At 37.7% G+C, this 25,984-nt stretch carries 29 protein-coding genes and 2 riboswitches; of the genes, 12 read left to right on the top strand and 17 right to left on the bottom strand.

Annotated elements, in window-relative coordinates; all coding sequences use genetic code 11:
* Positions 1-8 precede the first annotated feature (8 nt).
* Positions 9-1,154 carry a glycosyltransferase family 4 protein gene (locus tag JNUCC25_RS24390; protein WP_140456555.1) on the top strand — a complete coding sequence of 382 codons (1,146 nt, stop codon included), beginning with the start codon at positions 9-11 and terminating at the stop codon, positions 1,152-1,154.
* A 31-nt stretch (positions 1,155-1,185) separates the two neighbouring features.
* Here JNUCC25_RS24390 and metK read toward each other — a convergent pair whose 3' ends face one another.
* Positions 1,186-2,388: a methionine adenosyltransferase gene (gene metK, locus JNUCC25_RS24395; RefSeq protein ID WP_013059536.1), complete on the bottom strand. Its 1,203-nt coding sequence runs from the start codon at positions 2,386-2,388 to the stop codon at positions 1,186-1,188.
* A gap of 132 nt (positions 2,389-2,520) precedes the next feature.
* Positions 2,521-2,638: riboswitch (SAM riboswitch) on the bottom strand.
* 374 nt (positions 2,639-3,012) lie between these two features.
* Here metK and pckA point away from each other — a divergent pair.
* Entirely contained in the window at positions 3,013-4,602 is a 1,590-nt protein-coding gene (gene pckA / locus JNUCC25_RS24400; RefSeq protein ID WP_029319926.1) for a phosphoenolpyruvate carboxykinase (ATP), read from the top strand.
* 34 nt (positions 4,603-4,636) lie between these two features.
* Here pckA and JNUCC25_RS24405 read toward each other — a convergent pair whose 3' ends face one another.
* Positions 4,637-4,879 (bottom strand): DUF2584 domain-containing protein, encoded by a 243-nt coding sequence (locus JNUCC25_RS24405; RefSeq protein WP_013059538.1) that lies wholly within the window; start codon positions 4,877-4,879, stop codon positions 4,637-4,639.
* Between the two features lie 54 nt (positions 4,880-4,933).
* Positions 4,934-5,716, bottom strand: a complete 783-nt coding sequence (locus tag JNUCC25_RS24410; RefSeq protein ID WP_013059539.1) for an alpha/beta hydrolase family protein — start codon at positions 5,714-5,716, stop codon at positions 4,934-4,936.
* A 172-nt stretch (positions 5,717-5,888) separates the two neighbouring features.
* Between JNUCC25_RS24410 and JNUCC25_RS24415 the strand changes: the two genes are divergently transcribed.
* The 3 genes from JNUCC25_RS24415 to JNUCC25_RS24425 all read left to right on the top strand — a co-directional run bounded on the left by JNUCC25_RS24415 (position 5,889) and on the right by JNUCC25_RS24425 (position 8,452).
* Positions 5,889-6,887 carry an ABC transporter substrate-binding protein gene (locus JNUCC25_RS24415; RefSeq protein ID WP_013059540.1) on the top strand — a complete coding sequence of 333 codons (999 nt, stop codon included), beginning with the start codon at positions 5,889-5,891 and terminating at the stop codon, positions 6,885-6,887.
* Between the two features lies 1 nt (position 6,888).
* Positions 6,889-7,659: an ABC transporter ATP-binding protein gene (locus tag JNUCC25_RS24420; protein ID WP_025601484.1), complete on the top strand. Its 771-nt coding sequence runs from the start codon at positions 6,889-6,891 to the stop codon at positions 7,657-7,659.
* Positions 7,660-7,732: 73 nt separating this feature from the next.
* Complete coding sequence (locus JNUCC25_RS24425) at positions 7,733-8,452, top strand: ABC transporter permease (RefSeq protein ID WP_407728420.1); 720 nt, start codon at positions 7,733-7,735, stop codon at positions 8,450-8,452.
* 45 nt (positions 8,453-8,497) lie between these two features.
* On the opposite strand, the gene ytkD is transcribed toward JNUCC25_RS24425, so the two are convergent.
* The 5 genes from ytkD to JNUCC25_RS24450 form a co-directional block, all read right to left on the bottom strand.
* Positions 8,498-8,968: an RNA deprotection pyrophosphohydrolase gene (gene ytkD / locus JNUCC25_RS24430; RefSeq protein WP_013059543.1), complete on the bottom strand. Its 471-nt coding sequence runs from the start codon at positions 8,966-8,968 to the stop codon at positions 8,498-8,500.
* Positions 8,969-9,072: 104 nt separating this feature from the next.
* Complete coding sequence (locus JNUCC25_RS24435) at positions 9,073-9,393, bottom strand: hypothetical protein (protein ID WP_013059544.1); 321 nt, start codon at positions 9,391-9,393, stop codon at positions 9,073-9,075.
* 74 nt (positions 9,394-9,467) lie between these two features.
* On the bottom strand, positions 9,468-9,893 hold the full coding sequence (locus JNUCC25_RS24440) for a phage holin family protein (protein ID WP_013059545.1): 426 nt from the start codon (positions 9,891-9,893) through the stop codon (positions 9,468-9,470).
* A gap of 91 nt (positions 9,894-9,984) precedes the next feature.
* Positions 9,985-10,425, bottom strand: coding sequence for a Dps family protein (locus JNUCC25_RS24445; RefSeq protein WP_013059546.1), 441 nt, complete (start codon positions 10,423-10,425; stop codon positions 9,985-9,987).
* A gap of 163 nt (positions 10,426-10,588) precedes the next feature.
* A complete protein-coding gene (locus JNUCC25_RS24450) occupies positions 10,589-11,062 on the bottom strand; it encodes an S-ribosylhomocysteine lyase (protein ID WP_013059547.1) in 474 nt (157 codons plus the stop codon).
* Positions 11,063-11,212: 150 nt separating this feature from the next.
* Between JNUCC25_RS24450 and yidD the strand changes: the two genes are divergently transcribed.
* Positions 11,213-11,440 carry a membrane protein insertion efficiency factor YidD gene (gene yidD / locus JNUCC25_RS24455; RefSeq protein WP_013059548.1) on the top strand — a complete coding sequence of 76 codons (228 nt, stop codon included), beginning with the start codon at positions 11,213-11,215 and terminating at the stop codon, positions 11,438-11,440.
* A 3-nt stretch (positions 11,441-11,443) separates the two neighbouring features.
* Here yidD and JNUCC25_RS24460 read toward each other — a convergent pair whose 3' ends face one another.
* The gene (locus JNUCC25_RS24460) at positions 11,444-12,016 is read right to left on the bottom strand and encodes a beta-class carbonic anhydrase (RefSeq protein WP_014457956.1); all 573 of its coding nucleotides are present in this window, start codon (positions 12,014-12,016) and stop codon (positions 11,444-11,446) included.
* Between the two features lie 119 nt (positions 12,017-12,135).
* On the opposite strand from JNUCC25_RS24460, the gene JNUCC25_RS24465 reads away from it, so the two are divergent.
* Together JNUCC25_RS24465 and JNUCC25_RS24470 are read left to right on the top strand one after the other, a co-directional pair.
* Positions 12,136-13,323 carry a GTP-binding protein gene (locus tag JNUCC25_RS24465; protein WP_454222562.1) on the top strand — a complete coding sequence of 396 codons (1,188 nt, stop codon included), beginning with the start codon at positions 12,136-12,138 and terminating at the stop codon, positions 13,321-13,323.
* An 83-nt stretch (positions 13,324-13,406) separates the two neighbouring features.
* A complete protein-coding gene (locus JNUCC25_RS24470) occupies positions 13,407-14,366 on the top strand; it encodes a metal ABC transporter substrate-binding protein (RefSeq protein WP_013059551.1) in 960 nt (319 codons plus the stop codon).
* Between the two features lie 29 nt (positions 14,367-14,395).
* Here the strand turns inward: JNUCC25_RS24470 and JNUCC25_RS24475 are convergent, their stop codons facing one another.
* Complete coding sequence (locus JNUCC25_RS24475) at positions 14,396-14,641, bottom strand: type B 50S ribosomal protein L31 (protein WP_013059552.1); 246 nt, start codon at positions 14,639-14,641, stop codon at positions 14,396-14,398.
* A gap of 152 nt (positions 14,642-14,793) precedes the next feature.
* Here JNUCC25_RS24475 and JNUCC25_RS24480 point away from each other — a divergent pair, with 152 nt between their 5' ends.
* The gene (locus JNUCC25_RS24480; protein WP_013059553.1) at positions 14,794-16,128 is read left to right on the top strand and encodes a cytochrome ubiquinol oxidase subunit I; all 1,335 of its coding nucleotides are present in this window, start codon (positions 14,794-14,796) and stop codon (positions 16,126-16,128) included.
* 15 nt (positions 16,129-16,143) lie between these two features.
* Positions 16,144-17,181, top strand: a complete 1,038-nt coding sequence (locus JNUCC25_RS24485) for a cytochrome d ubiquinol oxidase subunit II (RefSeq protein ID WP_013059554.1) — start codon at positions 16,144-16,146, stop codon at positions 17,179-17,181.
* A 30-nt stretch (positions 17,182-17,211) separates the two neighbouring features.
* On the opposite strand, the gene JNUCC25_RS24490 is transcribed toward JNUCC25_RS24485, so the two are convergent.
* Genes JNUCC25_RS24490 through JNUCC25_RS24500 form a run of 3 tightly spaced genes read right to left on the bottom strand, consistent with a single transcriptional unit; the run spans position 17,212 to position 18,777 of the window.
* A complete protein-coding gene (locus JNUCC25_RS24490) occupies positions 17,212-17,670 on the bottom strand; it encodes a flavodoxin (RefSeq protein ID WP_098279032.1) in 459 nt (152 codons plus the stop codon).
* A 15-nt stretch (positions 17,671-17,685) separates the two neighbouring features.
* Entirely contained in the window at positions 17,686-18,441 is a 756-nt protein-coding gene (locus JNUCC25_RS24495; protein WP_223268961.1) for a hypothetical protein, read from the bottom strand.
* A 54-nt stretch (positions 18,442-18,495) separates the two neighbouring features.
* Entirely contained in the window at positions 18,496-18,777 is a 282-nt protein-coding gene (locus tag JNUCC25_RS24500) for a DUF2325 domain-containing protein (protein WP_025601454.1), read from the bottom strand.
* 207 nt (positions 18,778-18,984) lie between these two features.
* On the opposite strand from JNUCC25_RS24500, the gene JNUCC25_RS24505 reads away from it, so the two are divergent.
* Positions 18,985-19,143, top strand: a complete 159-nt coding sequence (locus JNUCC25_RS24505) for a DUF1540 domain-containing protein (protein ID WP_013059558.1) — start codon at positions 18,985-18,987, stop codon at positions 19,141-19,143.
* Positions 19,144-19,209: 66 nt separating this feature from the next.
* Positions 19,210-19,413 carry a hypothetical protein gene (locus JNUCC25_RS24510; RefSeq protein ID WP_013059559.1) on the top strand — a complete coding sequence of 68 codons (204 nt, stop codon included), beginning with the start codon at positions 19,210-19,212 and terminating at the stop codon, positions 19,411-19,413.
* A 29-nt stretch (positions 19,414-19,442) separates the two neighbouring features.
* Here the strand turns inward: JNUCC25_RS24510 and JNUCC25_RS24515 are convergent, their stop codons facing one another.
* From JNUCC25_RS24515 to JNUCC25_RS24530, 4 genes are all read right to left on the bottom strand, one after another.
* Entirely contained in the window at positions 19,443-20,486 is a 1,044-nt protein-coding gene (locus tag JNUCC25_RS24515; protein WP_013059560.1) for a ribonucleotide-diphosphate reductase subunit beta, read from the bottom strand.
* Between the two features lie 16 nt (positions 20,487-20,502).
* Positions 20,503-22,746 (bottom strand): ribonucleoside-diphosphate reductase subunit alpha, encoded by a 2,244-nt coding sequence (locus JNUCC25_RS24520; RefSeq protein ID WP_016765778.1) that lies wholly within the window; start codon positions 22,744-22,746, stop codon positions 20,503-20,505.
* Between the two features lie 133 nt (positions 22,747-22,879).
* Positions 22,880-23,065: riboswitch (cobalamin riboswitch) on the bottom strand.
* 280 nt (positions 23,066-23,345) lie between these two features.
* Positions 23,346-24,449 carry an o-succinylbenzoate synthase gene (menC, locus tag JNUCC25_RS24525; protein ID WP_029319911.1) on the bottom strand — a complete coding sequence of 368 codons (1,104 nt, stop codon included), beginning with the start codon at positions 24,447-24,449 and terminating at the stop codon, positions 23,346-23,348.
* A gap of 3 nt (positions 24,450-24,452) precedes the next feature.
* Positions 24,453-25,916 (bottom strand): o-succinylbenzoate--CoA ligase, encoded by a 1,464-nt coding sequence (locus JNUCC25_RS24530; protein WP_098279031.1) that lies wholly within the window; start codon positions 25,914-25,916, stop codon positions 24,453-24,455.
* Positions 25,917-25,984: the final 68 nt, after the last annotated feature.

The raw sequence follows: 25,984 nt of genomic DNA on the forward strand, positions 1-25,984 counted from the left end.
GAGTACTAATGAGAATTGCTTTATTTACGGATACATTTGCTCCAGAAGTTAACGGAGCTGCTAAAACACTTTATCAATTTACTCAGTACGTCAAATCAAAGCAAATTCCCATCCAGGTATTTGCTCCTGAATTTGCTCATGATCAGTCATTTTCAACGTATGTTCACCGTTCGCCGAGCACGCCGTTTTTCCTTTATCCAAACAGCCGCTTTTCATTGCCAAACGTTCTAAAAATTAAAAAGCAGCTGCAGGCATTCAATCCTTCTATTATTCATTTGGCCACTCCTTTTACAATGGGGCTTTGCGGCTCCTATTACGGGAAAAGATTAGGTGTTCCTCTTGTCGGCTCTTATCATACCAATTTTGATGATTATTTATCTCACTATGAACTTGAAAAAATGCGTGTACCACTGCAAAAATATATGAAATGGTTTTATAAACCTGTACAAAAAATATTCGCTCCCTCTGAAGTGACCAAACAGCAGCTAGAAGAACAAGGGTTTCACAACGTAGATATTTGGTCGCGAGGAGTAAATCATAAATTATTTCATCCCCACTATGACCGCTTTGATATTCGTATTAAATATAATATAAAAAAACCCTACATCTTAACGTATGTAGGAAGATTAGCTAAAGAAAAGAACGCTGATTTTTTAATAAAAATCGCACGATCTCTACCTGATCATATCCGCCATCAAATTCACTGGGTTATTGTGGGAGACGGCCCTTTAAAAGAACAAATGCAGCAGCAAGCATCTGAGCATATGACATTTACAGGCTTCCTTGAAGGTAAGCAACTTGCTCATATCTATTCATCATCTGATTTGTTTGTTTTTCCTTCAGAAACAGAAACCTTCGGAAATGTTGTACTGGAATCTCTTGCTTCTGGAACTCCTGTAGTGGCAGCAAATGCAGGAGGAGTTAAACAGATGGTTCAGCACGGGCGAAACGGCTACCTTTGCAAACCTCACTCCTTAGAAGAATTCAGTTCGGCTATTACAGATTTACTCGATGATTTGCATCAGCGTCTTCACTTTGGCCATGCAGCGAGACAATACGCTCTTACTCAATCATGGGACGCCATTTTTCAGCATTTGCTTTCAGAATATGAAAGTGTCGTAGAAAAATCTGCTGCAGGTATTCAATGGGCATAAAAAAATCTCCGTTTTCACGGAGATTTTTTTATTATTTAGCTAAAGCTTGAGTTTTTAATGCTTCCGCTTTGTCTGTGAACTCCCAAGGAAGCTCCACATCCGTACGACCAAAGTGGCCGTAAGCTGCTGTTTGCTTATAAATTGGGCGACGTAAATCAAGCATTTTAATGATGCCTGCTGGACGTAGGTCAAAGTTTTTGCGTACTACGTCTACTAGTACTTCTTCAGAAACTTTTCCTGTACCGAATGTATCAATTGAAATAGATACTGGTTGTGCAACACCAATTGCATATGCTAGTTGTACTTCACATTTATCAGCAAGATCAGCTGCTACAATGTTTTTCGCAACATAACGAGCTGCATAAGCTGCTGAACGGTCTACTTTTGTTGCGTCCTTACCAGAGAATGCACCGCCGCCGTGACGAGCATATCCGCCGTAAGTATCAACGATAATTTTACGACCAGTTAAACCAGCATCTCCTTGAGGACCGCCGATTACGAAACGTCCTGTTGGGTTAATGAAATACTTTGTATTTTCATCAATTAACTCGTTTGGAACAACTGGATTAATAACATATTCTTTTAAGTTACGTTGAATTTGCTCTAACGTTACTTCTGGGTGATGCTGGGTTGAAATAACAATTGTATCGATGCGAACAGGTTTGTTGTTTTCATCATATTCAACTGTTACTTGTGTTTTACCATCCGGGCGAAGGTAAGGAAGAATTTCTTCTTTACGTACTTCTGTTAGACGGCGAGCAAGTTTATGAGCTAATGAAATTGGAAGAGGCATTAATTCTTTTGTTTCGTTACATGCATAACCAAACATTAACCCTTGGTCTCCAGCTCCGATTGCTTCGATTTCTTCATCTGACATTTGACCTTCACGTGCTTCTAACGCTTGGTCTACACCAGCAGCGATATCAGCTGACTGCTCGTCGATAGATGTTAATACTGCACAAGTTTCAGCATCAAATCCGTATTTTGCACGAGTATAGCCAATTCCTTTAATTGTTTCACGAACTGTTTTAGGAATATCCACGTAAGTAGAAGTTGTAATTTCACCACTTACTAAAACTAAACCAGTTGTTACGCTTGTTTCACAAGCAACACGAGCATTTGGATCCTTTGCTAGGATAGCATCAAGAATTGAGTCAGAAATTTGGTCACAAATTTTATCGGGATGTCCCTCTGTAACAGATTCTGACGTGAACAGACGACGTTGTGTTGACATCAGTTTTCCTCCTTATAAATACGATACATTGTGATACGGTACTCATTCCCTTATTTTCACTACACGTTAAAAAATATAAAAAAACCTTTCCTTGTATCGAGGAAAGGTATCAAATTCTACATAAGCCTTTCACTCTTATCGATCAAGGTTGTGCCCTTGCATCAGGTTAGCACCTTATCGTCTACACAAAAAAATGACGATGGTTGCTGGGTTTCATAGGGCCTGTCCCTCCACCAGCTCGGGATAAGAGAGTATCCGTTCAAGGACATATAATACATGAAAAAGCGCTTCACTGTCAACAACATTCAAATGGAAATCATCTCTTTATGTTTGAATCTGTTTTAATGTAACATACTCAAATTCCGAAATAGTACATCTTATTAAGAATCATCACTAAGTTTAGTTAATAAGACAGATCAAAATGAGGCTTTCACTTAAAATAGCTTCACTTTTTTTGCTCCTATCACATATACATGTGTCTAAAATAGGTATAACGTACATTTTTTTATAATAAACAAACATTTTTAGTTAAATAGTATAGAATAATTAAATAAATGTGTTATACTAATTATAAATTTCAAACATTAATGAATAAATAATAGCTAAAAAAGGAAGGTAGTGCACATGAGTACTGTTGATATGTCTATCGAATTAAATGGTTTGCTTCAATTAAAAACAACAAAACACCAATTATCTGTTCCACAACTTGTTGAAAAAATTCTAGCTCGACGCGAAGGAACGCTGACTTCTACAGGTGCTGTGTCAGTCGAAACCGGAAAATATACAGGTCGCTCTCCTTTAGATAAATTTATTGTAAGCGATGCTGTGTCTTCAAAAACGGTTGAATGGGGACCTGTCAATCAGCCAATTTCTGCTCAGCGATTCGATGCGCTATACAAAAAAGTCTTAACCCACTTAAAGAAGCAGGATGAACTTTTTGTTTTTAATGGATATGCTGGAGCTGATAAAAAGTATCAGTTACCAATTCAAGTAGTTAATGAATTTGCATGGCATAACCTATTCGCTCAGCAGTTATTCATTCGCCCTTCAGCCGAACAAAAAACAAATGATGATGTGAAGCCGTTTACAATTGTAGCAGCTCCAACGTTCAAAGCTGATCCTGAAACAGACGGGACGAATTCTGAAACCTTCATTATTCTTTCGTTAGAGCGACGCATCGTGCTAATTGGAGGAACTGAATACGCTGGTGAAATGAAAAAATCTATTTTCTCAGTGATGAACTTCTTGCTTCCTCAAAACAATATTCTATCCATGCACTGTTCTGCTAACGTAGGAGAAGAAGGTGACGTTGCATTATTCTTTGGTTTATCTGGAACGGGTAAAACAACGCTTTCTGCTGATGCAAACCGTCGTTTAATCGGAGATGACGAGCACGGTTGGTCAAGCTCTGGTGTATTTAATATTGAAGGAGGATGCTACGCGAAGTGCATTCAGCTTTCCGAAGAAAAAGAACCGCAAATTTTCAATGCAATTCGCTTCGGCGCCGTACTGGAAAATGTAGTGTTAAATCAAAATACGAAAGTAGCAGATTACAATGATAATAGTTTAACAGAGAATACTCGTGCCGCTTATTCAATTGACTCTATTGATAATACGGTATTGCCAAGCGTTGCTGGGCACCCTACAGCTATTGTCTTTTTAACTGCTGATGCCTTCGGCGTCTTGCCTCCAATCAGCAAGCTTACAAAAGAACAAGCGATGTACCATTTTCTGAGCGGATACACTAGTAAGTTAGCTGGAACAGAGCGCGGCGTAACATCGCCACAGGCTACTTTCTCTACATGCTTTGGTGAGCCTTTCTTACCCCTTGCTCCAACAACTTATGCAGAAATGCTAGGAAAGAAAATCGATGAACATAACGTAAATGTATACCTTGTAAATACTGGATGGACCGGCGGTGAATACGGCGTGGGCGAACGAATGAAGTTAAGTTACACTCGAGCTATGGTTCAAGCAGCCCTTGAAGGAGAACTAGCTAATACCGAAACAGTAACAGATGCTATTTTTGGTTTATCGATTCCAACTCATGTTCCGGGAGTTCCTGATGAAGTGCTTCAGCCTTCTAAAGCATGGAAGGATGCGACAGCTTATAACCAAAAGGCAACTGAGCTTGCTGCTAAATTCAAAGCTAATTTCAAGCGTTTTAATGATGTAGCATCTGACATTTCAACATTAGGCGGACCTAGAGTCTAATAAAAAACCGATCGTCTATAAGACGATCGGTTTTTTAGTTAGTCGAATGTAATTTTGTCAGTTCATATGTGACAATGGTTTTTTCCTGCTCCATTTCTACCTTACGCACAACAGCAGTTCCAATACATTCTCCATTTTTTGTTTTGTGAATGTTTAATGGAATATCTAACGGATACAAGCGATATCCTTTTTTCTCAATTTGAAAAATGTTATCCGTTACACGCTTTTCGTTGCCTTTTGTCACAATCATTGTATTTAATTCTAGCGGCATCCCCATTTTTTCTCACTCCTCACTGTTATTCTACTTGTTTTCTCTATCGTAGCATATCTTTTATTGCGCTTTCATCCACTTCGTTAACTTCTTCACCGTTTCTCGGTTTTCTTTTGGTGGAAAAGCATGTGGAAAGTTTTCGAAGTACCAGCTGGTAACTTTTTTATTGGACTTCTTTAGTTTAGATTCGAGCTGATAGGAATGATCAATCGACACGTTTTTATCTTCTAAACCATGAATAAGCAAGACCGGCGGCTCGACGAGATGAGCACGATGCAAAGGTGTCCTCCATTCGTATCTTTCAGGATATTTAGAAGGCGTTCCTCCAATCACCCGCTTCATCATTCTTCTTAAATCTTCTCTTTCTTCATATGTCAGCACCATATCCGTGACGCCTCCCCATAACACAAGAGAACGGCTGTCGTTTTTTTCAATGGCTGTGAGTAAAGCCATCACTCCCCCTCTTGAAAACCCAAAAATATGAATGCGGTCATGGTAGACGTTAGGGAGCTGTTTCAGTAAATCGTAAGCAGCAAAAGCATCGTAACGATCATCTCCCGCAAAATCTTCGTTTCCTTCGCCTCCTTGATTTCCCCTATAGAACGGAGCCATCACAATAAAACCTTGAGAAGCAAATTGAATGAGTCGAGCAGGACGAACCGTTCCTACGTTCTTAATACCTCCCCTTAAGTATAAAAAGCCGTCATACATTCCTTTTTCTTTTGGCTCTGCGAGCATTCCTTTAATCTTAAGCCCTTGACATGCATATGTAATCACCCACAGCGCCACGCGAGGGTTTGATGATGGGAAACGCTGTTTATGAAGAATTGTTCCATCTTTCATTTTTTTCCTCCATTCTTTATATAACTAGCCTGCTTTCTCCCGCTAAGGTGTACTTTCAATTGTTGACTAATACTTCGTTGATTTTACACATAGTTATATAGGCACTCACCTTCTTCCACTTCTTTACATACATTATCATAAAATATTTTATTATTTTAAGGAGGTTTGCTTTATGAAACCAATCAAATGGCTTTTTTCTTTGCTTGCTATTATGATTTTACTCATTCCACTAATTAGCTGCAGCAAAACAACATCTGTACAAACGGTTCGTGTTGGCGAAGTAACTCGCTCTATCTTTTATGCTCCCCAGTACGTCGCTATTTCAAAAGGCTTTTTTGAAGAAGAAGGACTAAAGGTAGATTTAAAAACAACGTGGGGCGGAGATAAGACAATGACTTCACTTTTATCTGACGGCATCGACGTCGCTCTAGTCGGCTCGGAAACTTCAATCTACGTATATGCACAGGGGTCTAGTGATCCCGTCATCAACTTTGCACAACTAACCCAAACCGACGGAACATTTCTAGTAGCGCGTAAAAAAGTCAATCACTTCTCATGGGATCAGCTTAAAGGCAAAACGTTTCTTGGTCAACGCAAAGGCGGCATGCCGCAAATGGTAGGGGAATATGTGTTGAAACAGCATAATATTGATCCTAAAAAAGATGTAAAACTCGTTCAAAACATTGATTTTGCTAACGTTGCGAATGCTTTTGCTTCTGGCACTGGAGATTACGTTCAATTATTTGAGCCAACGGCTAGTATTTTAGAGCAACAAGGAAAAGGACATATCGTTGCTTCCTTCGGAAAAGAATCAGGAACAGTTCCTTATACAACATTTATGGCCAAAGAAAGCTATTTAAAAGATAACCCTGAAGCAGCGGCTAAATTTACTCGAGCTATTTACAAAGCACAAAAATGGGTAAATACACATAACACAGATGAAATTGCTGAAGTGGTTGCACCGTATTTTGAAGATACACCTAAAGAAACGCTGAAAACTGTTATTGACCGCTATAAATCCCAAAAATCCTTTGCAACTAACCCTTTATTAGATCAAAAAGAGTGGGATCATTTACAAAAAATCATGGACGAATCTGGAGAACTTCCAAGACACATCGATCACAGCAAGCTAGTCAACACAAAATTCGCAAAAGATGCAATGAGTGAGTAATATGACAAAACTTCACATTCAAGATGTTCAGCATATGTATCTTACGACAAAGTCTGCTACCACTGCACTTGAACATATTAATTTGTCTATTGAAGAAGGAGAATTTGTTTCCTTTCTCGGCCCAAGCGGATGTGGAAAAACGACGCTTCTATCGATTATTGCCGGCTTGATTGAACCATCGTCCGGCTCTGTCACAATAGACGGTGAAAATATCGGAACATCAGTCCCAAACATCGGTTATATGCTTCAACAAGATTATTTGTTTCCGTGGAAAACCATTAAAGAAAATATTTTACTTGGTCTTGAAATTCGCGGCCAGCTAACAGATGAAACAGAGAAGAAAGCTTTGTTACTTCTAAAAGAAATCGGTTTACAAGGCGTAGATAGCCTATATCCGCACCAGTTATCCGGAGGCATGAGACAACGCGTCGCTTTAGTTCGAACACTTGCTATTGACCCCGCTATTTTACTCTTAGACGAACCTTTTTCAGCACTCGATTTTCAAACAAAACTCAAGCTTGAAGAACTTGTCTCCAAAACGCTGATGACCTATCAAAAAACGGCCGTTTTGGTCACGCACGATATCGGCGAAGCCATTGCTATGAGCAGCCGAATCTTTTTATTCTCAGCCAAGCCGGGGAAAATCGCAAAAATATTTACGGTTCCTTCTATTTTACGAACCCTTTCTCCGTTTGAAGCACGCCAGCACCCTGTCTATAACGATTTATTTATGGACATATGGAAGGAGCTTGATCAACTTGAAACCCACTAGCTCCCTAAATACTCTTCACGAAAGCTACCTTCGCAAGGTTCGCGGCGAAAAACGATTAGTACTGAGCGTACAGATGGTCATTTTCTTAGTCTTTTTTAGCTTCTGGGAACTAGCTTCTCGTTTAAAGTGGATTGATCCTTTAATTTTCAGTTCCCCTACTAAAGTATGGCATTTATTTTTAATTAAACTTGCCGACGGCTCGCTAGCAGAACATATTGGTTTTACATTATTTGAAACGGTTCTTGGCTTCATTCTAGGCACATTGCTAGGTATTTTACTTGCAACGGCCCTTTGGTATTCAACTAGGCTTGCAAACATATTAGACCCTTACCTCGTTATTTTAAACGCCATGCCCAAAGTAGCGCTGGGCCCTATTTTAATAGTAGCGATCGGTCCAGGATTTTTCTCAATTTTAACGATGGGAGCGATTATATCCGTTATTATTACATCCATCGTCGTTTACACAGCCTTTAAAGAAGTTGATCCAAACTATATTAAATTACTAAAAAGCTTCGGTGCAACGAAAACCCGCTGTTTTAAAGAAGCAATTCTGCCAGCTTCCATGCCTGCCATTATTTCCACATTTAAAGTAAATGTCGGCTTATCTTGGGTAGGCGTCATCGTAGGAGAATTTTTAGTTTCTTCAAAAGGGCTTGGATATATGATTATTTATGGTTTCCAAGTTTTCAACTTTACTCTTGTTCTTCTCAGCTTATTATTAATTGCCATTTTCGCTACGATTATGTACCAAGGCGTTGCTTATTTAGAAAAGAAATTGATCCGACGCTCATAAAAAATCCCCCGTACAAACGGGGGGATTTTTATTAATACGATGCTTTTACAAAAATGTTCGCTTTACATATTTCATTACATATTGTAAAACATTATCTTTCATGATGAAGCTGTATGCATCATCTTGTTGAATACCCGAAGGTAGTTCATCAATCATTACTGGACCATCTGTTTCCATGTAGTCTTCTTTTTTAATTACATTTCCAATAGTAGCAAAATAAATGTTTTTAATAATAGTCTTTCCTTTACTTACTACTTTGTACTGACCAATATAAGTTAAAGAAGAGACTTCTCCGCCTGTTTCTTCAAATACTTCTCGAACCGCTGCTTCTTCTGGTACTTCATTGCCTTCTAGTTTTCCTCCGGGAAATTCTAAACCTCGTTTTGAGTGATTCGTTAGCAACCATTGATTTTCATACCTGCATACGACCCAAACATGACGTGGAGTTTTCGAGAATGGATTTTTTTCAAATGATAAAAATACTTGATTATGATATGCATCCTTAAATGTGTACATGGTCGACTCAAACTCCATTTGATTTTTCCCTTATTTTATCATACATTACGGCCATACCTGATAAGAAAAGTATGCTCGTACTTTTTTTCTTTGCTTTTTACCCCTTATTCCATTCTATCTGAAGATAAAATATTCATCTGTTTGATATGTGATTTTGTTTCATTGTCTCCCAGCTGATAAAGCATGGTATATATTTCAACTGTCGTTTTATCGTACATATCATTTTGAGAATCATGATGATATTCCAGATATGGAATATGTGATCGCCAAAAGCTCGACCAATCGCTTGAAGCACGCTGATCTAAATACGTTCTCAGCTTCTCCACTTCTTCATCTGTTGCTTCAATTGCATAATTCCAATCTGAAGCAGTATTTGACTGATTGATTTCTCCTGAACTCAGAGATACATAATATTTTTTTGTCATGAAAGATATTCAGCTCCTTCTTTCTAGTGCCAACTTATCTTTCTTATTTGTATCTTATTCTTTTTTTATACACTCTACGATTTAAAGCGGTCTTTTAAAATCGCTATTGCTTTTTTTAACGGCTCTGGAATTGGAATTCCTACAATTCCTGCATTTTCTGTAATTGAAATCATTTCGTTTAAAATATAGAACAAAATAGCTCCATCTCGAATAATATGACCGTTTTCCCAGAATACAGAATCGATAAAGTTTGCTACAGCAATCATGGCAAAAATAAAAATCTTTTTGGCAATTCCTTTAAAACCTACTTTGCTAGATAAACGTTTATTTATAAAAGCTGCAATTGTACCCGTCAAGTAATCCATTGCCACTAATGCTACTAAAGCCATTAGTAAATAGTCCCACTCTCCAAATAAAAAAAAAGCCAGTGAACCTAAACTTGAGATTATCAAGACAGCAAGCTTCTGCATATCCACTTTTTTCACCCTTTCAGCAGTCATAAGCAGTCATATCCCTACAGTATATGCCAGTGAAAAAAAAGTGTTCGTCCATCTTATCATAAAAAAACCTGCGAGTACTCGCAGGTTTTAATTACTTGCCTAGGAATGATTTTAACATCCACGTATGCTTCTCTAAGCTTTGATGAATGGCTAACAGCATGTCTCCTGTTGTTTCGTCGCCCGCTTCACCGGCTGCGTCCATTCCTTCTTTTAATTCAGCAGTTAGCGTATCAAAATCGCTTACTAAAGAAGCAACCATATCTTTAGCCGTTTCGCTTCCATCCGCTTCTTTAATAGAAGAAAGTTCTAACGATTCTTTCATTGTTGCCACAGGTTTTCCTTCTAATGCTAAAAGGCGTTCTGCAAGGTCATCAATAATTGTAGCTGTTTCCGTATACAGCTCTTCAAACTTTTCATGAAGAGTGAAGAATTGTTCACCTTTTACGTACCAGTGAAAGTTATGAAGTTTTATGTACATTACACTAAAATTCGCTACTTGTTTATTAACGATTTCATTTACATTTGCTGCCATGTTTTTCGCTCCTTTGTGAACTCTTTATATAATATAGTTGTACCCTTTTTTAGTTGATTAAAACATTTTTTTCATAAAAAGAGACATTTCCCTTTCTTTAGACTCAGAGAAACTTCTTCATCTTTTTTCAAATAAAATAAGCAGCCCAGTGGACTGCTTATTTTTAGCCAAATACTTTTTCTAAATCTTCTTTGTCCTGTTCTAGCCAGAACTTCATCAAGCGTTTTGCTCCTTCTAAATCGTGAAGTTTCGCTTGACCGCACTGCTTTTCGTTTGCTGCTGGAATTTCAGTAATGTTAATTGCATCTTTTAACGTATCGTCTAACAAGTCAATAATTTCACGTACAGTCGGCTCGCCGCTCACTACTAAGTAGTACCCAGTTTGACATCCCATAGGCGAAATATCAATAATATCAAAGTGATCATATTTTTCTACATGAGTACGAATGTTAAAAGCTAATAAATGCTCTAACGTATGAATAACGTCGGGCTTCATTGCTTGTTTGTTTGGCTGGCAAAAACGAATATCAAATTTATTTACAACGCCGTCGCTTCCCACTTTGTGAACACCGCAGTGTCTTACGTAAGGTGCTTTAACCGCATTATGATCTAGCTCAAAACTTTCTACTGATGGCATAATACCACTCCTTTTTTCTTCTTTCACCTATCATAACATGCAATTCCGATATATTTCATCCATTTAATAACCTTTATTTCTTTTAGTTGCTTTTTATTCCTTCTATCCCTTATAGTATGAGCAAACACGAAAGAAAGAACGTGATAATAAATGATTGCAAAGCTTTTGCTTTTACTTATAAAAGGATATCAAAAAGGAATTTCACCTTTTCTTCCGGCAAGGTGCCGGTTTTACCCTACTTGCTCCCAGTACGGAGTTGAATCCATTAAACGCTTTGGTGCCGTAAAGGGATCTTATTTGACTGTAAAACGCATTTTAAAATGCCACCCGTTCCATCCGGGTGGCATCGATGAAGTACCTGAGAAAAAATCACACTAAGCTTTAGTTGTTTTCGATTGCTTCATACCCATTTACAACAACATCTAGCTTTCCTGTATTTGGATCAATAACTAGTCCATGTACAGGAGTATCTTTTGAAAATAGAGGATGATTACGGATTGTCTCTACACTATGCTGAACAGTCTCTTCTACTGAATCAAAACCCGTTAACCATTGTTTCAAGTCCATAGAATATTCAATGGTATTAATCACTTCATCTGAGATGCCTTTTGCTCTTACTTTCTCTAAAAAAGGTTCCGCCTGAAGTTTACCTGCTCCGCAGTCATGGTGACCAATTACACATACCTCATCAGCTTGTAGCTCGTACACAGCTACTAAAATGCTTCGCATAATACTTCCAAATGGATGTGAAACAAGCGCTCCTGCATTTTTAACGATTTTCACGTCTCCGTTGCGTAAATTTAAAGCGTGTGGAAGCAATTCTACCAATCTTGTGTCCATACACGATAAAATGACCATTTTTTTATCAGGGAATTTGCTTGTTTCGTAAAGTTCATACTTCTTTTCTTCTACAAATTTTTTGTTGAATTCTAAAACATCTTGTAATAAGCTCATTTGCTGTCTTCTCCTTCATAAAAAAAATTCTTTCTTGTATTATAATACTTTTTCCTATAAGATGAAAAGTGTTAAATCGTAATCATTATTATTTATAAACAAGAAAGTAGGTTATAACAGTGAAAAAAATTCCCGTTACCGTTTTAAGCGGATACCTTGGTTCAGGTAAAACAACTCTTTTGAACCATATTTTAAAAAATAAAGAAGGTTTAAAGGTCGCGGTTATTGTCAATGACATGAGCGAAGTAAATATTGATGCAGACTTAGTTAAACAAGGCGGATTTTCTCGAACAGAAGAAAAACTTGTTGAAATGCAAAATGGCTGTATTTGCTGTACGCTTCGAGACGATCTAATGAAAGAGGTAGAACGCCTAGCTGACAATGGTGATATTGATTATATTGTCATTGAATCTTCTGGAATCAGCGAACCTATACCTGTTGCTCAAACATTTACTTATATTGAGGAAGAGCTTGGCATTGATTTAACTCAGAAATGTTCGTTAGATACGATGGTCACTGTAGTAGATGCCAATCGCTTTTGGGAAGACTTTTCATCCGGCGAAAGCTTATTAGACCGCAAAGAAGGAACAGATGAAAACGATACAAGAGAAGTGATTGATTTATTAATCGATCAAATTGAATTTGCAAACGTCATTTTGTTAAACAAAGTTGATTTGTTAACAAAAGATGATGCAGATGAGCTGCAGGCTGTTCTTCATAAATTAAACTCAGAAGCCACTGTTATCCAAACAATTAATAGTGAAGTAAGCCTTGAAGCCATACTTCATACCCACTTATTCGACTTTGAAAAAGCTAGTCAAGGAGCCGGATGGATTAAAGAATTAAATGAAGAACACCATACGCCTGAAACGGAAGAGTTCGGTATTTCTTCTTTTGTATACAGAAGGAATCGTCCCCTTCATCCTGAACGCTTTATGAAATGGTTAGAGAACTGGCCGGTTGATATTGTACGCGCAAAGGGATTTTTCTGGCTTGCTTCGCGTAATAATATGGCAGGACTTCTTTCTCAAGCGGGTACGTCCATTATGATTCAAGCAGCGGGTGAATGGATAGCAACTTACGCACCGGAAGAAAGAGAACAAACCTTAAAAGAAGAGCCTGAATTACGAGCAAAATGGGATGAACACTTTGGAGATCGTATTAACGAGCTCGTGTTCATTGGTATTGATATGAACACAGCTGAAATAATTGAAACTTTAGACCGCTGTTTGCTGACAAATGAGGAAATGAATCAAGATTGGGCTACTCTCAAAGATCCCCTTCCTAAGTTTACAGTAAGTACGTAAATTTTTAGTTTTCAAATCGTAATAATTACGATATAATAACATAGGTCATAAATGGTTACGATACGAACGGAAGGAGCAACATAATGAAATTCAAACCACTTTTAATGGTGCTTGCATTAGGAATCGGAACAGCTCTTGCAGGGTGCAGTTCAAGCAGTGCAAATAACGCATCTGATAATAAAAACAAAAAATTAGAAGTTTATACAACAATCTACCCTTTACAAGACTTTACTGAAAAAATTGGTGGAAAATATGTAGAAGCTAAAAGCATTTTACCAACCGGTGTAGATGCCCACTCATTTGAGCCTACAACAAAAACAATGGTTAAAATCGCCAACGCGGACGCATTCGTTTACTCAGGAATTGGACTTGAAGGTTTTGCAGATAAAGCACAGTCTACACTTAAAAATGAAGATGTAGCTTTAGTAGAAGCTGCAAAAGGAATTAAATTAGCAAAGAGTTCTGAAGATGATCATGCTCACGAAGACGAACATGCCCATGAAGAAGAGCATAACCACGGAGATACAGACCCTCACGTTTGGCTTGATCCTGTTTTAGCTATTCAATTAGCAGAAAATATTAAAGATGAACTTATTGAATTAAAACCAGATAAAAAAGCAGAGTTTGAAAAGAACTTCCAAGCGTTAAAGACTCACCTTGAAGATGTGGACCAAGAGTTAAAAACAACGATTGGCGACGCACCTCATAAAGAAATTTTAGTATCACATGCAGCCTATGGCTACTGGGAAAAACGATACGGCTTAAAGCAAATTAGCGTAGCGGGTTTATCTCCTACAAATGAGCCGTCTCAAAAACAATTAGAAAACATCGTAAAACAGGCAAAAAAAGACCATATCAAATACTTTATCTTTGACCAAAATTTAAAGCCTAAAGTGTCTACGCTTGTAAAAAATGAAGTGGGAGCTCAAGCTTTAACACTTCATAACTTAGAGTCATTAACAAAAAACGATGTTAAAAATAAAGAAGATTATTTCTCCATTATGCAGCACAACATTGATACGTTGAAAAAAGCATTATATTAATAAAAAAACTAGCCTCCCGGCTAGTTTTTTTATTGTAACTTATATTTTTGCTTAAAGCGTTCTACACGGCCGCCTTTATCAGCAAATTTTTGTTTTCCTGTATAAAATGGATGTGTATCCGAACTGATTTCAACTTTTAAAAGCGGATATGTGTTGCCATCTTCCCATTGAACAGTCTCATTTGATTGTTTTGTAGATCCTGATAAAAATGATGTTCCGCTATTTGTATCCATAAATACAACTTTACGATAGTCTGGATGAATATTTGTTTTCATTAAATATCTCTCCTTTAAAACAATATACACTCATTATAATCGTAATGATTACTATTTTCAAGTTATATGTTTTACCAATTCTGATGCATAAAGCGTGGTAAAAAGTGGACAATAAGGTTTATCAATACTTTACTGGAAAGGTTGAAAAGTGAATGGATCATTTAGTTACTGCACGTTCAATGTTTGGTTTGAACATGGGAGTACATATCATTTTTGCCACTCTTGGCGTCGGCATTCCTCTCATGATTTTATTGGCTGAAATTCTTTACTACAAAACAAAAGATAAAGATTATGAACTTATGGCACAGCGTTGGACAAAAGGAGCTGCTGTCCTGCTTGGAGTCGCCATTCCTACGGGAACGATTGCTGGTGTACAATTAGCGTTGCTTTGGCCGGGTTTTATGGAAATCGTAGGAAAAGTGATGGCTCTTCCCTTTCAAATTGAAATTTATGCTTTCTTTATTGAGGCTCTGTTTCTCTCTATTTACGTATACGCAGCGGACCGTATTTCTCGAAAAATGAGGATTATCAGTCTAATTTTAGTAGCAATAGGCGCTCTTGCCTCTGCCGTTTTAATTACAAACGTGCACGCATTTGAAGGAACACCTGCTGGCTTTCGAATTTTAAATGGCGAAATTGTAAGCGTAGATCCTTGGGCAGCTTTCTTTAATCCGAGTTTCTTTGTAACGTCCGGTCATGTAGCCGTTTCTGCTTATACAACCGGAGGCTTTGTCATTGCTTCAGTCGCTGCCTTTAAAATGCTTCGTGCGCGAAAACATAATCCAAGAGAATATAAATTTCATCATAAAGCATTGATGATGGGATTAGTAATCGGCGGGATTTTTTCTTTTGTAACAGCTTTGAATGGACATGAATCTATGCAAAAAGTATACGAATATCAACCCGAAAAACTTGCAGCAGCTGAAGGTCTATTTGAAACACAAGATCATGCGCCATTAGCTTTAGGCGGATTTACAGATGAAAAAGAACAGCGAGTCAAGTATGGAATTGAGTTTCCATGGATGCTCAGCTTCTTGTCGGGTAATAGCTTTAATACAGTGATTACTGGACTCAATGACTTCCCTAGGGATTATTGGCCGCCGCTTTTTGTGCATACCTTGTTTAACGGTATGGTCATTATCGGATCGATTTTAATTTTAGTGGCGCTAGTGGGCGTTGTTTGGTACAAGTTTTTAAAGAAGAAAAGCTTCCCTAAAATTTTTATGTGGGCATTTGTCGCAACAGGCCCTCTCGCGATCATGGGCATTGAATTCGGATGGATTTTCGCATGTACAGGAAGACAGCCCTGGGTCATTTACCGCATCATGCGTACATCAGAAGCAGTTACCACTTCTGCTAATTTGCATATTTTATTTTTTTTATTTTTGCTTGTTTATATCGTACTTGTGGCCGCAGTCGCCCTTGTACTGGTGTTTTATTTCAGAAGAAATCCGCTTTCTAAAGAGCTTGCTGCGCAAGCAGATTAAAAAGGATGTGAGAATATGGGTGATTCATTACTAGCAATTACTGTAATATGGGGCTTCATTTTTATCTATGCCGTAATGGGAACGATGGACTTTGGAGCTGGCTTTTGGTCGATGGTATATATTAATCGTACGAAAACAAATGCTACAGATGTAGCAAACAGATATCTATCGCCTACTTGGGAAGTAACCAATGTATTTATCGTTGCGATTGTTGTTGCGCTGTTTAGTTTTTTTCCTCGAGCTACATTTACGCTTGGCACAGTGTTACTAATACCCGGAAGTATCATTTTACTTCTCTTATCTATTCGAAGCGGATTTTTAGTGTTTTCACACTATGCTAGCAGCTTCAAATATCGAAGAGCATTGGTTTATATATCCGGTATATCCGGCGTGTTAATTCCTGCTTTTTTAATCGCTGTACTGCCAGTAAGTCAAGGTGGATTTATTGATATAATTGATGGCACGCAGCGATTAAATTTAGCAAAAGTATTTTCAAGTCCGCACGTCTATTCATTTATCGGGTTTGCCATAAGCTCTTCGCTGTTTCTATCGTCTCTGTTATTAGCAGATTACTCGAAGTCATCTGACGAAATGGAAGCTTATGCGGTCTATCGGCGTGATGCGCTCATTACAGGACCTCTTTCCCTGCTAATGGCTATCTTTATTATGATTACAATGCAATCAGAAGCAAGCTGGTTATATGATAAAATGATGCAGTTTAAGCCCCTTCTTTACGGATCTGTAGGTCTATTTGTAGTAGCTGGCATTGCTCTGCTGCTACCTTCTCAAAAAGGAAAAGGCATGCCTCGTTTAGCCGTGGTATCCATTATCCTTCAATATTTCTTAGCAAGTTACGTATACGGACGAAGTCATTTACCTTATGTTGTCTATCCAAACGTAACGATTGAGAATGGATTTACACATCCCGATGCGTTTCATTCTTTATTTATTGTGTATATTGTTGGTTTTGCTATTTTATTTCCTGGATTCTTTTATTTCTGGCGTCTATTTATGAAAGATAATAAAGAATACAGCAAAAAGAAGCCATATTAAAAAACCCGGTCAGCACTTGACCGGGTTTTCTTATGAAGCAGCAGATTTTGCTACTACTTCAGCAAAACCTTTAGCAAATACCTTACATTTTTCTACATCTTCTCCAAAGGGAGAGAGCTCGATTTTCAAACCGGGAACGGCTATATTTCCGTTACGTCTCTTTATTTTTTCTTCAATTAAATCAACTGCTCCGCAAAAAACATCATATGATGAATCACCTGAGCCAAATACAGCCATCTGCTTTTGACTGAGATCTATATCATCCATTTCATCATAAAGAACTAAAAAATCATCTGGCAGCTCTCCATCTCCCCACGTATAAGCTCCAAAGATAATAGATTCTGCGGATACAAGGTCAGAAGCATCAATGTCATATACTTCTGCTCGTTTCACATGCAATCCATGCTTGACTAATTCTTCTTCGATCAAATCGGCTATCGCTTCTGTGTTACCTGACATACTCGCATAAGCTAGTAAGATTTCCTTCATGTAAATGACGCTCCTTTACACCAGCAGTGTTGGCCGCACATCTCCTTCTTCACAACATTCTTGCTTAAGAGGACAGTTTTCACACTCACTGGATGCATAATTCTTTTGAAAATGTTTTGGTTCCATTAACACACTTTTGACAATATGTAGTTGAAGTATGGCTTTTTGATAATCGTCTGGTGCAATATGATAAGTTGTTGTTTCTCCAGTTAATAATGAATAAAAACGAATTTGTTCAGGAACCTTTTTAAAAGCTTGTTTCGAAAAAACGATAATAAAGTCTTTCATGGCGTTTTTCACTTCTTCATGGTCATCTAGAATGAATTTTGTTACCGTATAAGACTTCTCTGTCCATGCAGCAAAATCAATGGTTAGAGAAAGGTTGCTTTGAATTTCTTCTACATACACGCTGTATTTCTCAAACACAAAAAGCGGTAGTTCCACATGTGCTTTCTCTCCTAAAAACCTTAGTAAATAATCGCTTACTTTAGCTAACACATCGTAATAGTGAACGGGTGATGAAAACATATTTGGCTTTAGGCGCCAATATTTTTCAATAAGCTGTAAAACATAGAGGTTCGAGCGATACTCAACGGGCTTGCTATAGTATGTTTTAATGATTTGATGGACAGTTACTTGAACAAGCTGTTTCCAATCTATAGATGTTTTTTTCAAAAGAAGCTGCTGCTGATAAAATTTGTACGGACATCGAATAAATTGTTCGATGTGGTCGTTAGAGAGTGTCTTTATATGCACTTTTATCGGTTCCACCTATGTCTCACCACCCTAATTGAAATTCATTCTCAATAATAAGTAAAAATTAAATCATGAAATTTGCTCAATCACTTTACGAATAGCACTCCATGAATGTTTGACGAAATAAATCGGTTTTTTTTGTTTTTTTGCTTTCTCTTTAATGACTTTTGCCATATTGTGATTAATAAAATCCGTAATAACTAATACAACCCCAATATGTTCGGGTATTTCTCGCTTCACCATATTGCTTTTACGGCCATCTAAATGAATTACTTCATTAAATCCTTCTCCCGCTAAACGATCTGTAATATGCTTTAACCTGTCTCCTCCTACAACCATAACTGATGACATGTTTGTTCCCTCCCAATTAATTATTCATTTAATGATTTGACAACAACTTGTATTCTTTACTATATACACAGTTTAATTGAGAATGATTCTCTTTGTCAATGTTTAATTGATAAAAATTCTCAATTAAAATGAAAGTCTACCACCTTTCTTATAAGTTAGTTGAATTTTGACCATACTATAGCTATCACATACAAAGGAGGGTTAACGTTGGAACAAAACATTCTTTGTGAAGTAAATAACTGTCACTTTTGGAAAAATGGAAATCACTGCAGCGCAGAAGAAATTTACGTGGTAAGTCATAGCGGAAAACATGCAGCAAGCAGTTATGAAACAGACTGTAAAACGTTCAAGCCAACTGAAGCGTAACCCGCAAAAGGACAGCCTCTGGGTTGTCTTTTTTCTCTCTTCAAGATCATAAAAAAGGAGACTAATATGAAAACTGAACAACTGATTCATTTTTTTAAAGAAGAAGCAATAAAAGCAAATGAACAAACCTTTCCAATCTATGTACAATCGTTTACTCATTTATGGACATATAAATGGGGAACACTTGAAAACATTCCAGAAGAAATTGATGACTTAATTACGACACGTGCGTTAGAACTTGGACTTATTCACTTAAAAAAAGCTGACTAATCAATAAGGAAATTAGTCAGCTTTTGTATTTATAGATCATCAAATCCATTCGCATCTGATGCTTTTGTATATTGTCTTGATTTCTGTTCAAAGAAATCCGTTTTCCCTAAATCTACCTCTTGATAAGCAATAATCCAACGAAGAGGATTTTCAATCGGTGCTTCTGGGAAAGCAGCTCGACCGAAGCCTAACTGATTACAGCGTTTATTAGCCATGTATTCAATATACTGCTGCAGTTCTTTCATCGTGATGCCGTCGAATTTTTCTCCGATAACAGATTCCGCCCATTCAATTTCAAGACGAGCTGCCTCTTGGAACGTTTCAACTACAAACGTTTCTAGCTCCTCCGTACGATAAGCTGGATTTTCATTTAGTACTTCCTTGAAAATCTTTTCAAATAACCCAACGTGAAGCTGTTCATCACGATTGATATAGTTAATCATCGTAGATGTCGCCACCATCTTTTGATTTCTCGCAAGATTATAGAAGAAAGCAAATCCGCTATAGAAGAAAAGGCCTTCTAAAATAACATCATATACCATAGACTTCAAAAAGTTTTCAACCGTTGCTTCTTCGCTAAATGCTTTATATCCGTTTGTAATAAAGTCATTTCGAGCGCGAAGCTTTTCGTCTGTGCGCCAGTATTCAAATACTTCATCTTGTTTTCCTTTTGGTACAAGACTTGATAAAACATATGAATACGAATGATTATGAACCACTTCTTGCTGCGCTAAAATAATCATTAGAGCATTAATCGAAGAATCGGTTACATAGTCAGCTACTTTGCTAGCATAATCTGATTGAATACTGTCCAGTAGCGCCAGCAAGCCAATAATTTTTAAAAAGCTCTCTTGTTCGTCAGCCGTTAACTGAGGGAACTGCTTAATATCTTGACCCATATTAATTTCAAACGGCGTCCAGAAGTTAGCTAGCATACGTTTGTATTTAGGGAACGCCCATGAAAATCGGACGTCATCCCAGTTTAGAATATTTGAGCTCTTGCCGTTAATGATTCCTGTCGAACGGTTCGGAGCTGTTTCGTTCATTAATTCTCGTTTTAACATGCTTGTCATCAATTATTCACTCCTTTTAACTATGACAGCTTTCACATTCTTCAATGACTTCACTTGATGTTGAACGTACGTAGTAGGTCGTTTTTAACTTTTCTTTCCATGCCGTCATATGAAGATCCAGCAGCTCTTTTGCTCGGATATCATTTTGCACATATAAGTTGAATGAAATGGATTGATCAATATGGCGCTGTCGCTTGGCGTTTTGCTTAATGCTCCAGTGCTGATCAATTAAATAAACGGACTTATAATACCAGTTTGTTGCTGGTGATAAATCTGGTGCCGTCACCGGGATTTTATAGTTTTTCTTTTCCTCTGAATAAAACTTACGGAAAATAGGATCAATACTTGCAGTAGAACCCGCGATAATAGATGTTGATGAATTAGGTGCTACAGCCATTAAGTAGCCATTTCTTATCCCATTGCTTTGAACTTCGTTACGTAGTTCACTCCACGCTTCGCTTGTGTATTTACGTGTTTCAAAATAAGCGCCTGACTCAAAATCTGAGCCTTTAAATAATGGATATGCACCTTTTTCTTTAGCTAAGTTCATGCTTGCCTGTACGGTTAAGTAAGCAATTTGCTCATATAATTCATCGCAATATGCTACCGCTTCATCTGTTTCCCATGCTATTTTCTTTAAGGCAAGCAAATGGTTCCAACCAAATGTGCCAAGCCCTACTGCGCGGTACTTTTGGTTTGTTAGTTTTGCTTGAAGTACCGGCAAATCATTTAACTCAATAACGTTATCAAGCATGCGTACTTGAATTGGAATTAAACGTTCAAGCACATCTTCAGTTACGGCTCTCGCTAAGTTGATAGAAGAAAGATTACATACAACAAAATCGCCCGGATTCTTTGTAATAATAATTTTTCCGTCTTCCGTAATTTCCTCTGTTACGACCGTTGTGCTTTGGTTTTGCGTAATTTCTGTACATAAGTTGCTGCAGTAGATCATGCCCTCGTGGCGGTTTTGATTAGCTCGGTTAACCGTATCACGATAGAACATATAAGGCGTTCCGGTTTCAAGCTGCGAAAGCATAATGCGCTTGAAGATTTCAATAGCAGGTACTGTTTCTCTTGAAAGCTGTTCATTATTTACACACTCAGCGTAACGAGTGCGGAACGAACCGCTGCCTTCTTCTTCATCATAAAAATCTTCTAACGAGTAGCCCATCAGCGTACGAACTTCGTGAGGATCGAATAAGTGCCAGTCTTCACGTGCCTCTACTTTTTCCATAAACAAATCTGGCAAACATACGCCAGTGAATAAATCATGCGTGCGCTGACGTTCGTCACCATTGTTCAAACGCGCGTCTAAGAATGAAAAGATGTCTTTGTGCCATACGTCTAAATATACGGCAATAGCTCCTTGTCGTTGACCTAGCTGATCGACACTTACAGCCGTATTATTTAGCTGTTTCATCCATGGAATTGTTCCTGATGATACGCCTTTAAAACCTTTTATATCACTTCCTCGGCTTCTAATATGACCGAGGTAGACACCAATTCCGCCTCCATTTTTACTAAGCGTGGCCAAATCTGTATTGCTATCATAAATACCGCGTAAGCTGTCATCAATCGTATCAATAAAGCAGCTAGATAGCTGTCCGTAGCTCTTTCCTGCGTTTGAAAGTGTTGGTGTGGCAACCGTCATATATAGACTAGAAAGCGCCCAGTACGCTTCTTTTACTAATGCTGTTCGATTTTCTTTCTTTTCTTGAGACATCAGCGTCATAGCAATGATAAGAAAACGTTCTTGCGGTAATTCGTATACGCGCTTATCATGTGATGTCGCTAAATAGCGATCTGCTAATGTCAACAATCCAATGTATGTAAATAAACGATCGCGTTCAGGAATAATGACTGAAGCAATTTCATTAATTTCTTCTTCTGTATATGTTTTTAATAGCTGCTTATTATAAATGCCAATTTTTGTTAGTTCTTGAATAAGCTGATAAAACGAACCGTACTTCTCTTTTTTATCGTAACCTCGGTTGTCCGCTGCTTTTCGATATAGTTCGTTTAAGTAGACGTCTGCCGCTACGTACGTCCAATCGGGTTCTTCCATTGAAATACGCTCTAAGGCTGCCAAAATTAGTACGTTTGCAACCTTTTCGTCCGTCATATTTTCCTTTACTGTAACAGTTTGAATAACCTTTTCCTCATACAAAGAAAAATCAAGCTGCGTAAATTCTTTTTTTAAACGTTCAATATATGCAGTTAATTCATGTAGAATTGTAGGCTTTAATGTATTCACCATAAATATGGCTCCTCTCTTCACTTCAAAATAAAAAATCGCTCACCGTACCTCGGTGAGCGAATAGAACGAAGATAGAAGAAGACACTAAGTCTTTTCTCAATCCTCGCTCTACCCTCTCACCTCCCGAAGAAGATAAAACGACATAAAAAAGGCAGGTCTCCTGACTTATGCTTCTTTTTACTTTAAGGCCTTCCCATGATGTTTACTCACAGTGGATCTCCTTATTTCATCAGCATTCACAGTTGCGGGGACAGCTTTGGATTTTCACCAAATTCCCTTTTAAGTCTTTTTATCAGACACCTTTTTCACTGGAAAACACAAAATATAGTATTTTATTATGGATTTCAAAACAACATATTGTGTTATGTTATAAACACATTATATAGGACAACTTAGAAAACTATCAACCTATTTTCAAAAATAATTTTGTTTTTTACGATAAAACTCTTCGACCTTTTTCATCAAACTATTCCATCATAACATGTTTTGACACGCTTGATGGAACAATGTGCTCTTTTTAAAAAATTTGTCCTATTTTTCTACTAAACATTGACAACCTCAATAAAAAAAACCGTTTTTCATAAAAAAACGGTTTTTAATTATTTGTATTCTTTTTCAAATGCTGTGATTGTTTTGATAAACTTTTTATCAATATCGTATCCTATCCCCGGTTTTCCCTTCACCTTTATTACTCCGGCTTCTACCTCTACTTCGGGCTTAATAATATCTTTTTCCCAATAGCGAGACGACGCAGAAATATCACCTGGTATCGTGAAAGAAGGCAGTGTGGCAAGGGCGATATTATGAGCTCGTGAAATCCCTGCTTCTAACATTCCTCCAACCCAAAGTCTTACACCATGCTGGGCGCATAAATCATGAATTTGCTTTGCTACGGACATTCCGCCAACTCGACCGATTTTCACATTGATAATCTTACAGCTTTCTTGTTCAATTGCATGACGTGCATCTTCATAGCTCACAATACTTTCATCTAAGCAAATCGGCGTCTTCATTTGCTTTTGTAACAATCGATGATCAAGGATATCATCAGAACTTAACGGCTGTTCGATCATCATTAAATTCAATTCATCTAGTTTCTTCAATGAATCACTATCGCTTAACGTATAGGCTGAATTGGCATCAGCCATAAGAGGAATGCTTGGAAATTCATCTCGAATTTGTTTCAGTAGCTCATAGTCAGCACCCGGCTTAATTTTCACTTTAAAGCGCTTATAGCCATCTTTCATGTAAGTCTTTATTTGTTCTTTCATTACGGAAATGTCATTTAAGCCAACTACCACTCCAGCTTCTACAGCAGGCCTTACTCCGCCAATTACTTCAGATAACGGCTTATTTTGCCGCTTTGCATACAAATCCCATACAGCACAGTCCAAAGCTGCTTTAGCCATGTTATTTCGCTTTAGAGGTTTGAATAGCTTTTGAACATCCTCTGGTTTTTGAAGCTGCTGATGAAGAAGCGAAGGAATTAAAAAATCGTCTAACATATGAAAACACGTCTGAATCGTTTCTTCCGTATACCAAGGAGATGAAAAAGCAACGACCTCTCCCCACCCTGTAAAACCTTTTTCATCTTCTACTTCCAGCAAAATCAATTCTCGATCCTGCACCGTACCATAGCTTGTTGAAAAAGGAGAAAGAAGCTTCATGTCAATTTTATAAAGATGTACTTTTTTTATAATCATCGATTAACTACCTTTCTGTATGAACGATGATAGCTTCCGGCGTATGATTTTATTAGAAGCCGTTCGCGGCAGCTCCTCTACTCGAACGAAATACTTTGGAAGTTTGTACTTCGCTAAAAATTGTTGCATGTGTAAAGATAATTCTTCATCTGAAACGTCTTCTTTTGTAACGATGCATGCTGCCGGAACTTGTCCCCATTTTTCATCGGCTACTCCCGTTACACCAGCCTCTTTAACAGCAGGGTGCTTCAATAAAATATTTTCAATTTCAGCTGGATATACATTTTCTCCACCTGAAATAATGAGGTCCGAACGTCTGTCTAATACATATAGGAAGCCTTCTTCATCCACTTTCCCGATATCTCCTGTATAGAACCAGCCTTGTTGAAGGGCTTTTTCAGTAGCTTCAGGTTTATTTAAATATCCTTTTGTAACATTTGGACCTTTAACAATGATTTCTCCTGCTTCGCTTGTTTCATTTCCTTTTTCATCTACAATTTTCATTGCACATGGAAATAATGGTTTACCTGCTGATCCCAGTTTTCGCAAACTGTCTTCAGGTGAAAGGGTAACGAACTGTGAAGATGTTTCTGTCATTCCATACGTTTGATAAACAGGAATTTCTTTATTCACACAAGCCTCTAAAATAGTAAGCGGTGCAGGTCCTCCTCCTAAAAGCATGCAGCGAAACGTATGCGGATATTTCCGTTCCCCTAACTCATCAAGCATATTGGATAGCATGGAAGTGACAACCGAAATAATCGTTACCCCTTTGTTTTCAATCGCTTCATTTACTGCTCTTGCTTCAAACCGTTCTTCTAAAATGATTTTCATTCCGTAAAAGACGCTCCGCATTAAAATAGATAAGCCGCTAATATGAAACAAAGGAACCGCTATAAGCCAGCAGTCTTTTTCATTTAATCCTAAATTAAGCGCTGAGCCAACGGAACTCCACCAGTGATTTCCATATGTCTGCAGCACTCCTTTTGGATGACCTGTTGTTCCAGACGTATACATAATGGTGAATGTCTCCTCGAGATTCCACGTTTTTTGAAAACCTGTTTCTGCTTCTGGAGAACTTTTTAAAGCAGGTAAAGTAAGCTGAGTAATGGAACTTTGGAATTCTCTCATTAAAAATGTTTCATCCGCAATAAGCAACGACACGTTTGCATCTGTTAGCTGATAATTAATTTCTTCGTTTGTCAAACGCGTGTTGACGAGCAGCAACCGGGCGCCAATATAAGAAACCGCATGTAAAATCTCAATAAACTCCACTCTATTTTTCATGTATAAAGCAATAGTATCGTCTTGCTTTACACCGTTAAAAGAAAGCTGCTGTGCTACTTTTTGAACACGTTTATGAAGCTCATGAAACGTAAGAGACGTTTGCGGTGTTTCTACCGCCACTCGATTTGGCGTCAAATATGCTCTTTGCATAAGCCCATTGGGAATCGTTTGGCTACTCATGAATTTCTCTCCTTTTTATACTGATTAACTAAATTAAATTGAAAAAACAGCCTGATGATAATCACCAA

Source organism: Priestia sp. JNUCC 25, from assembly GCF_053667915.1.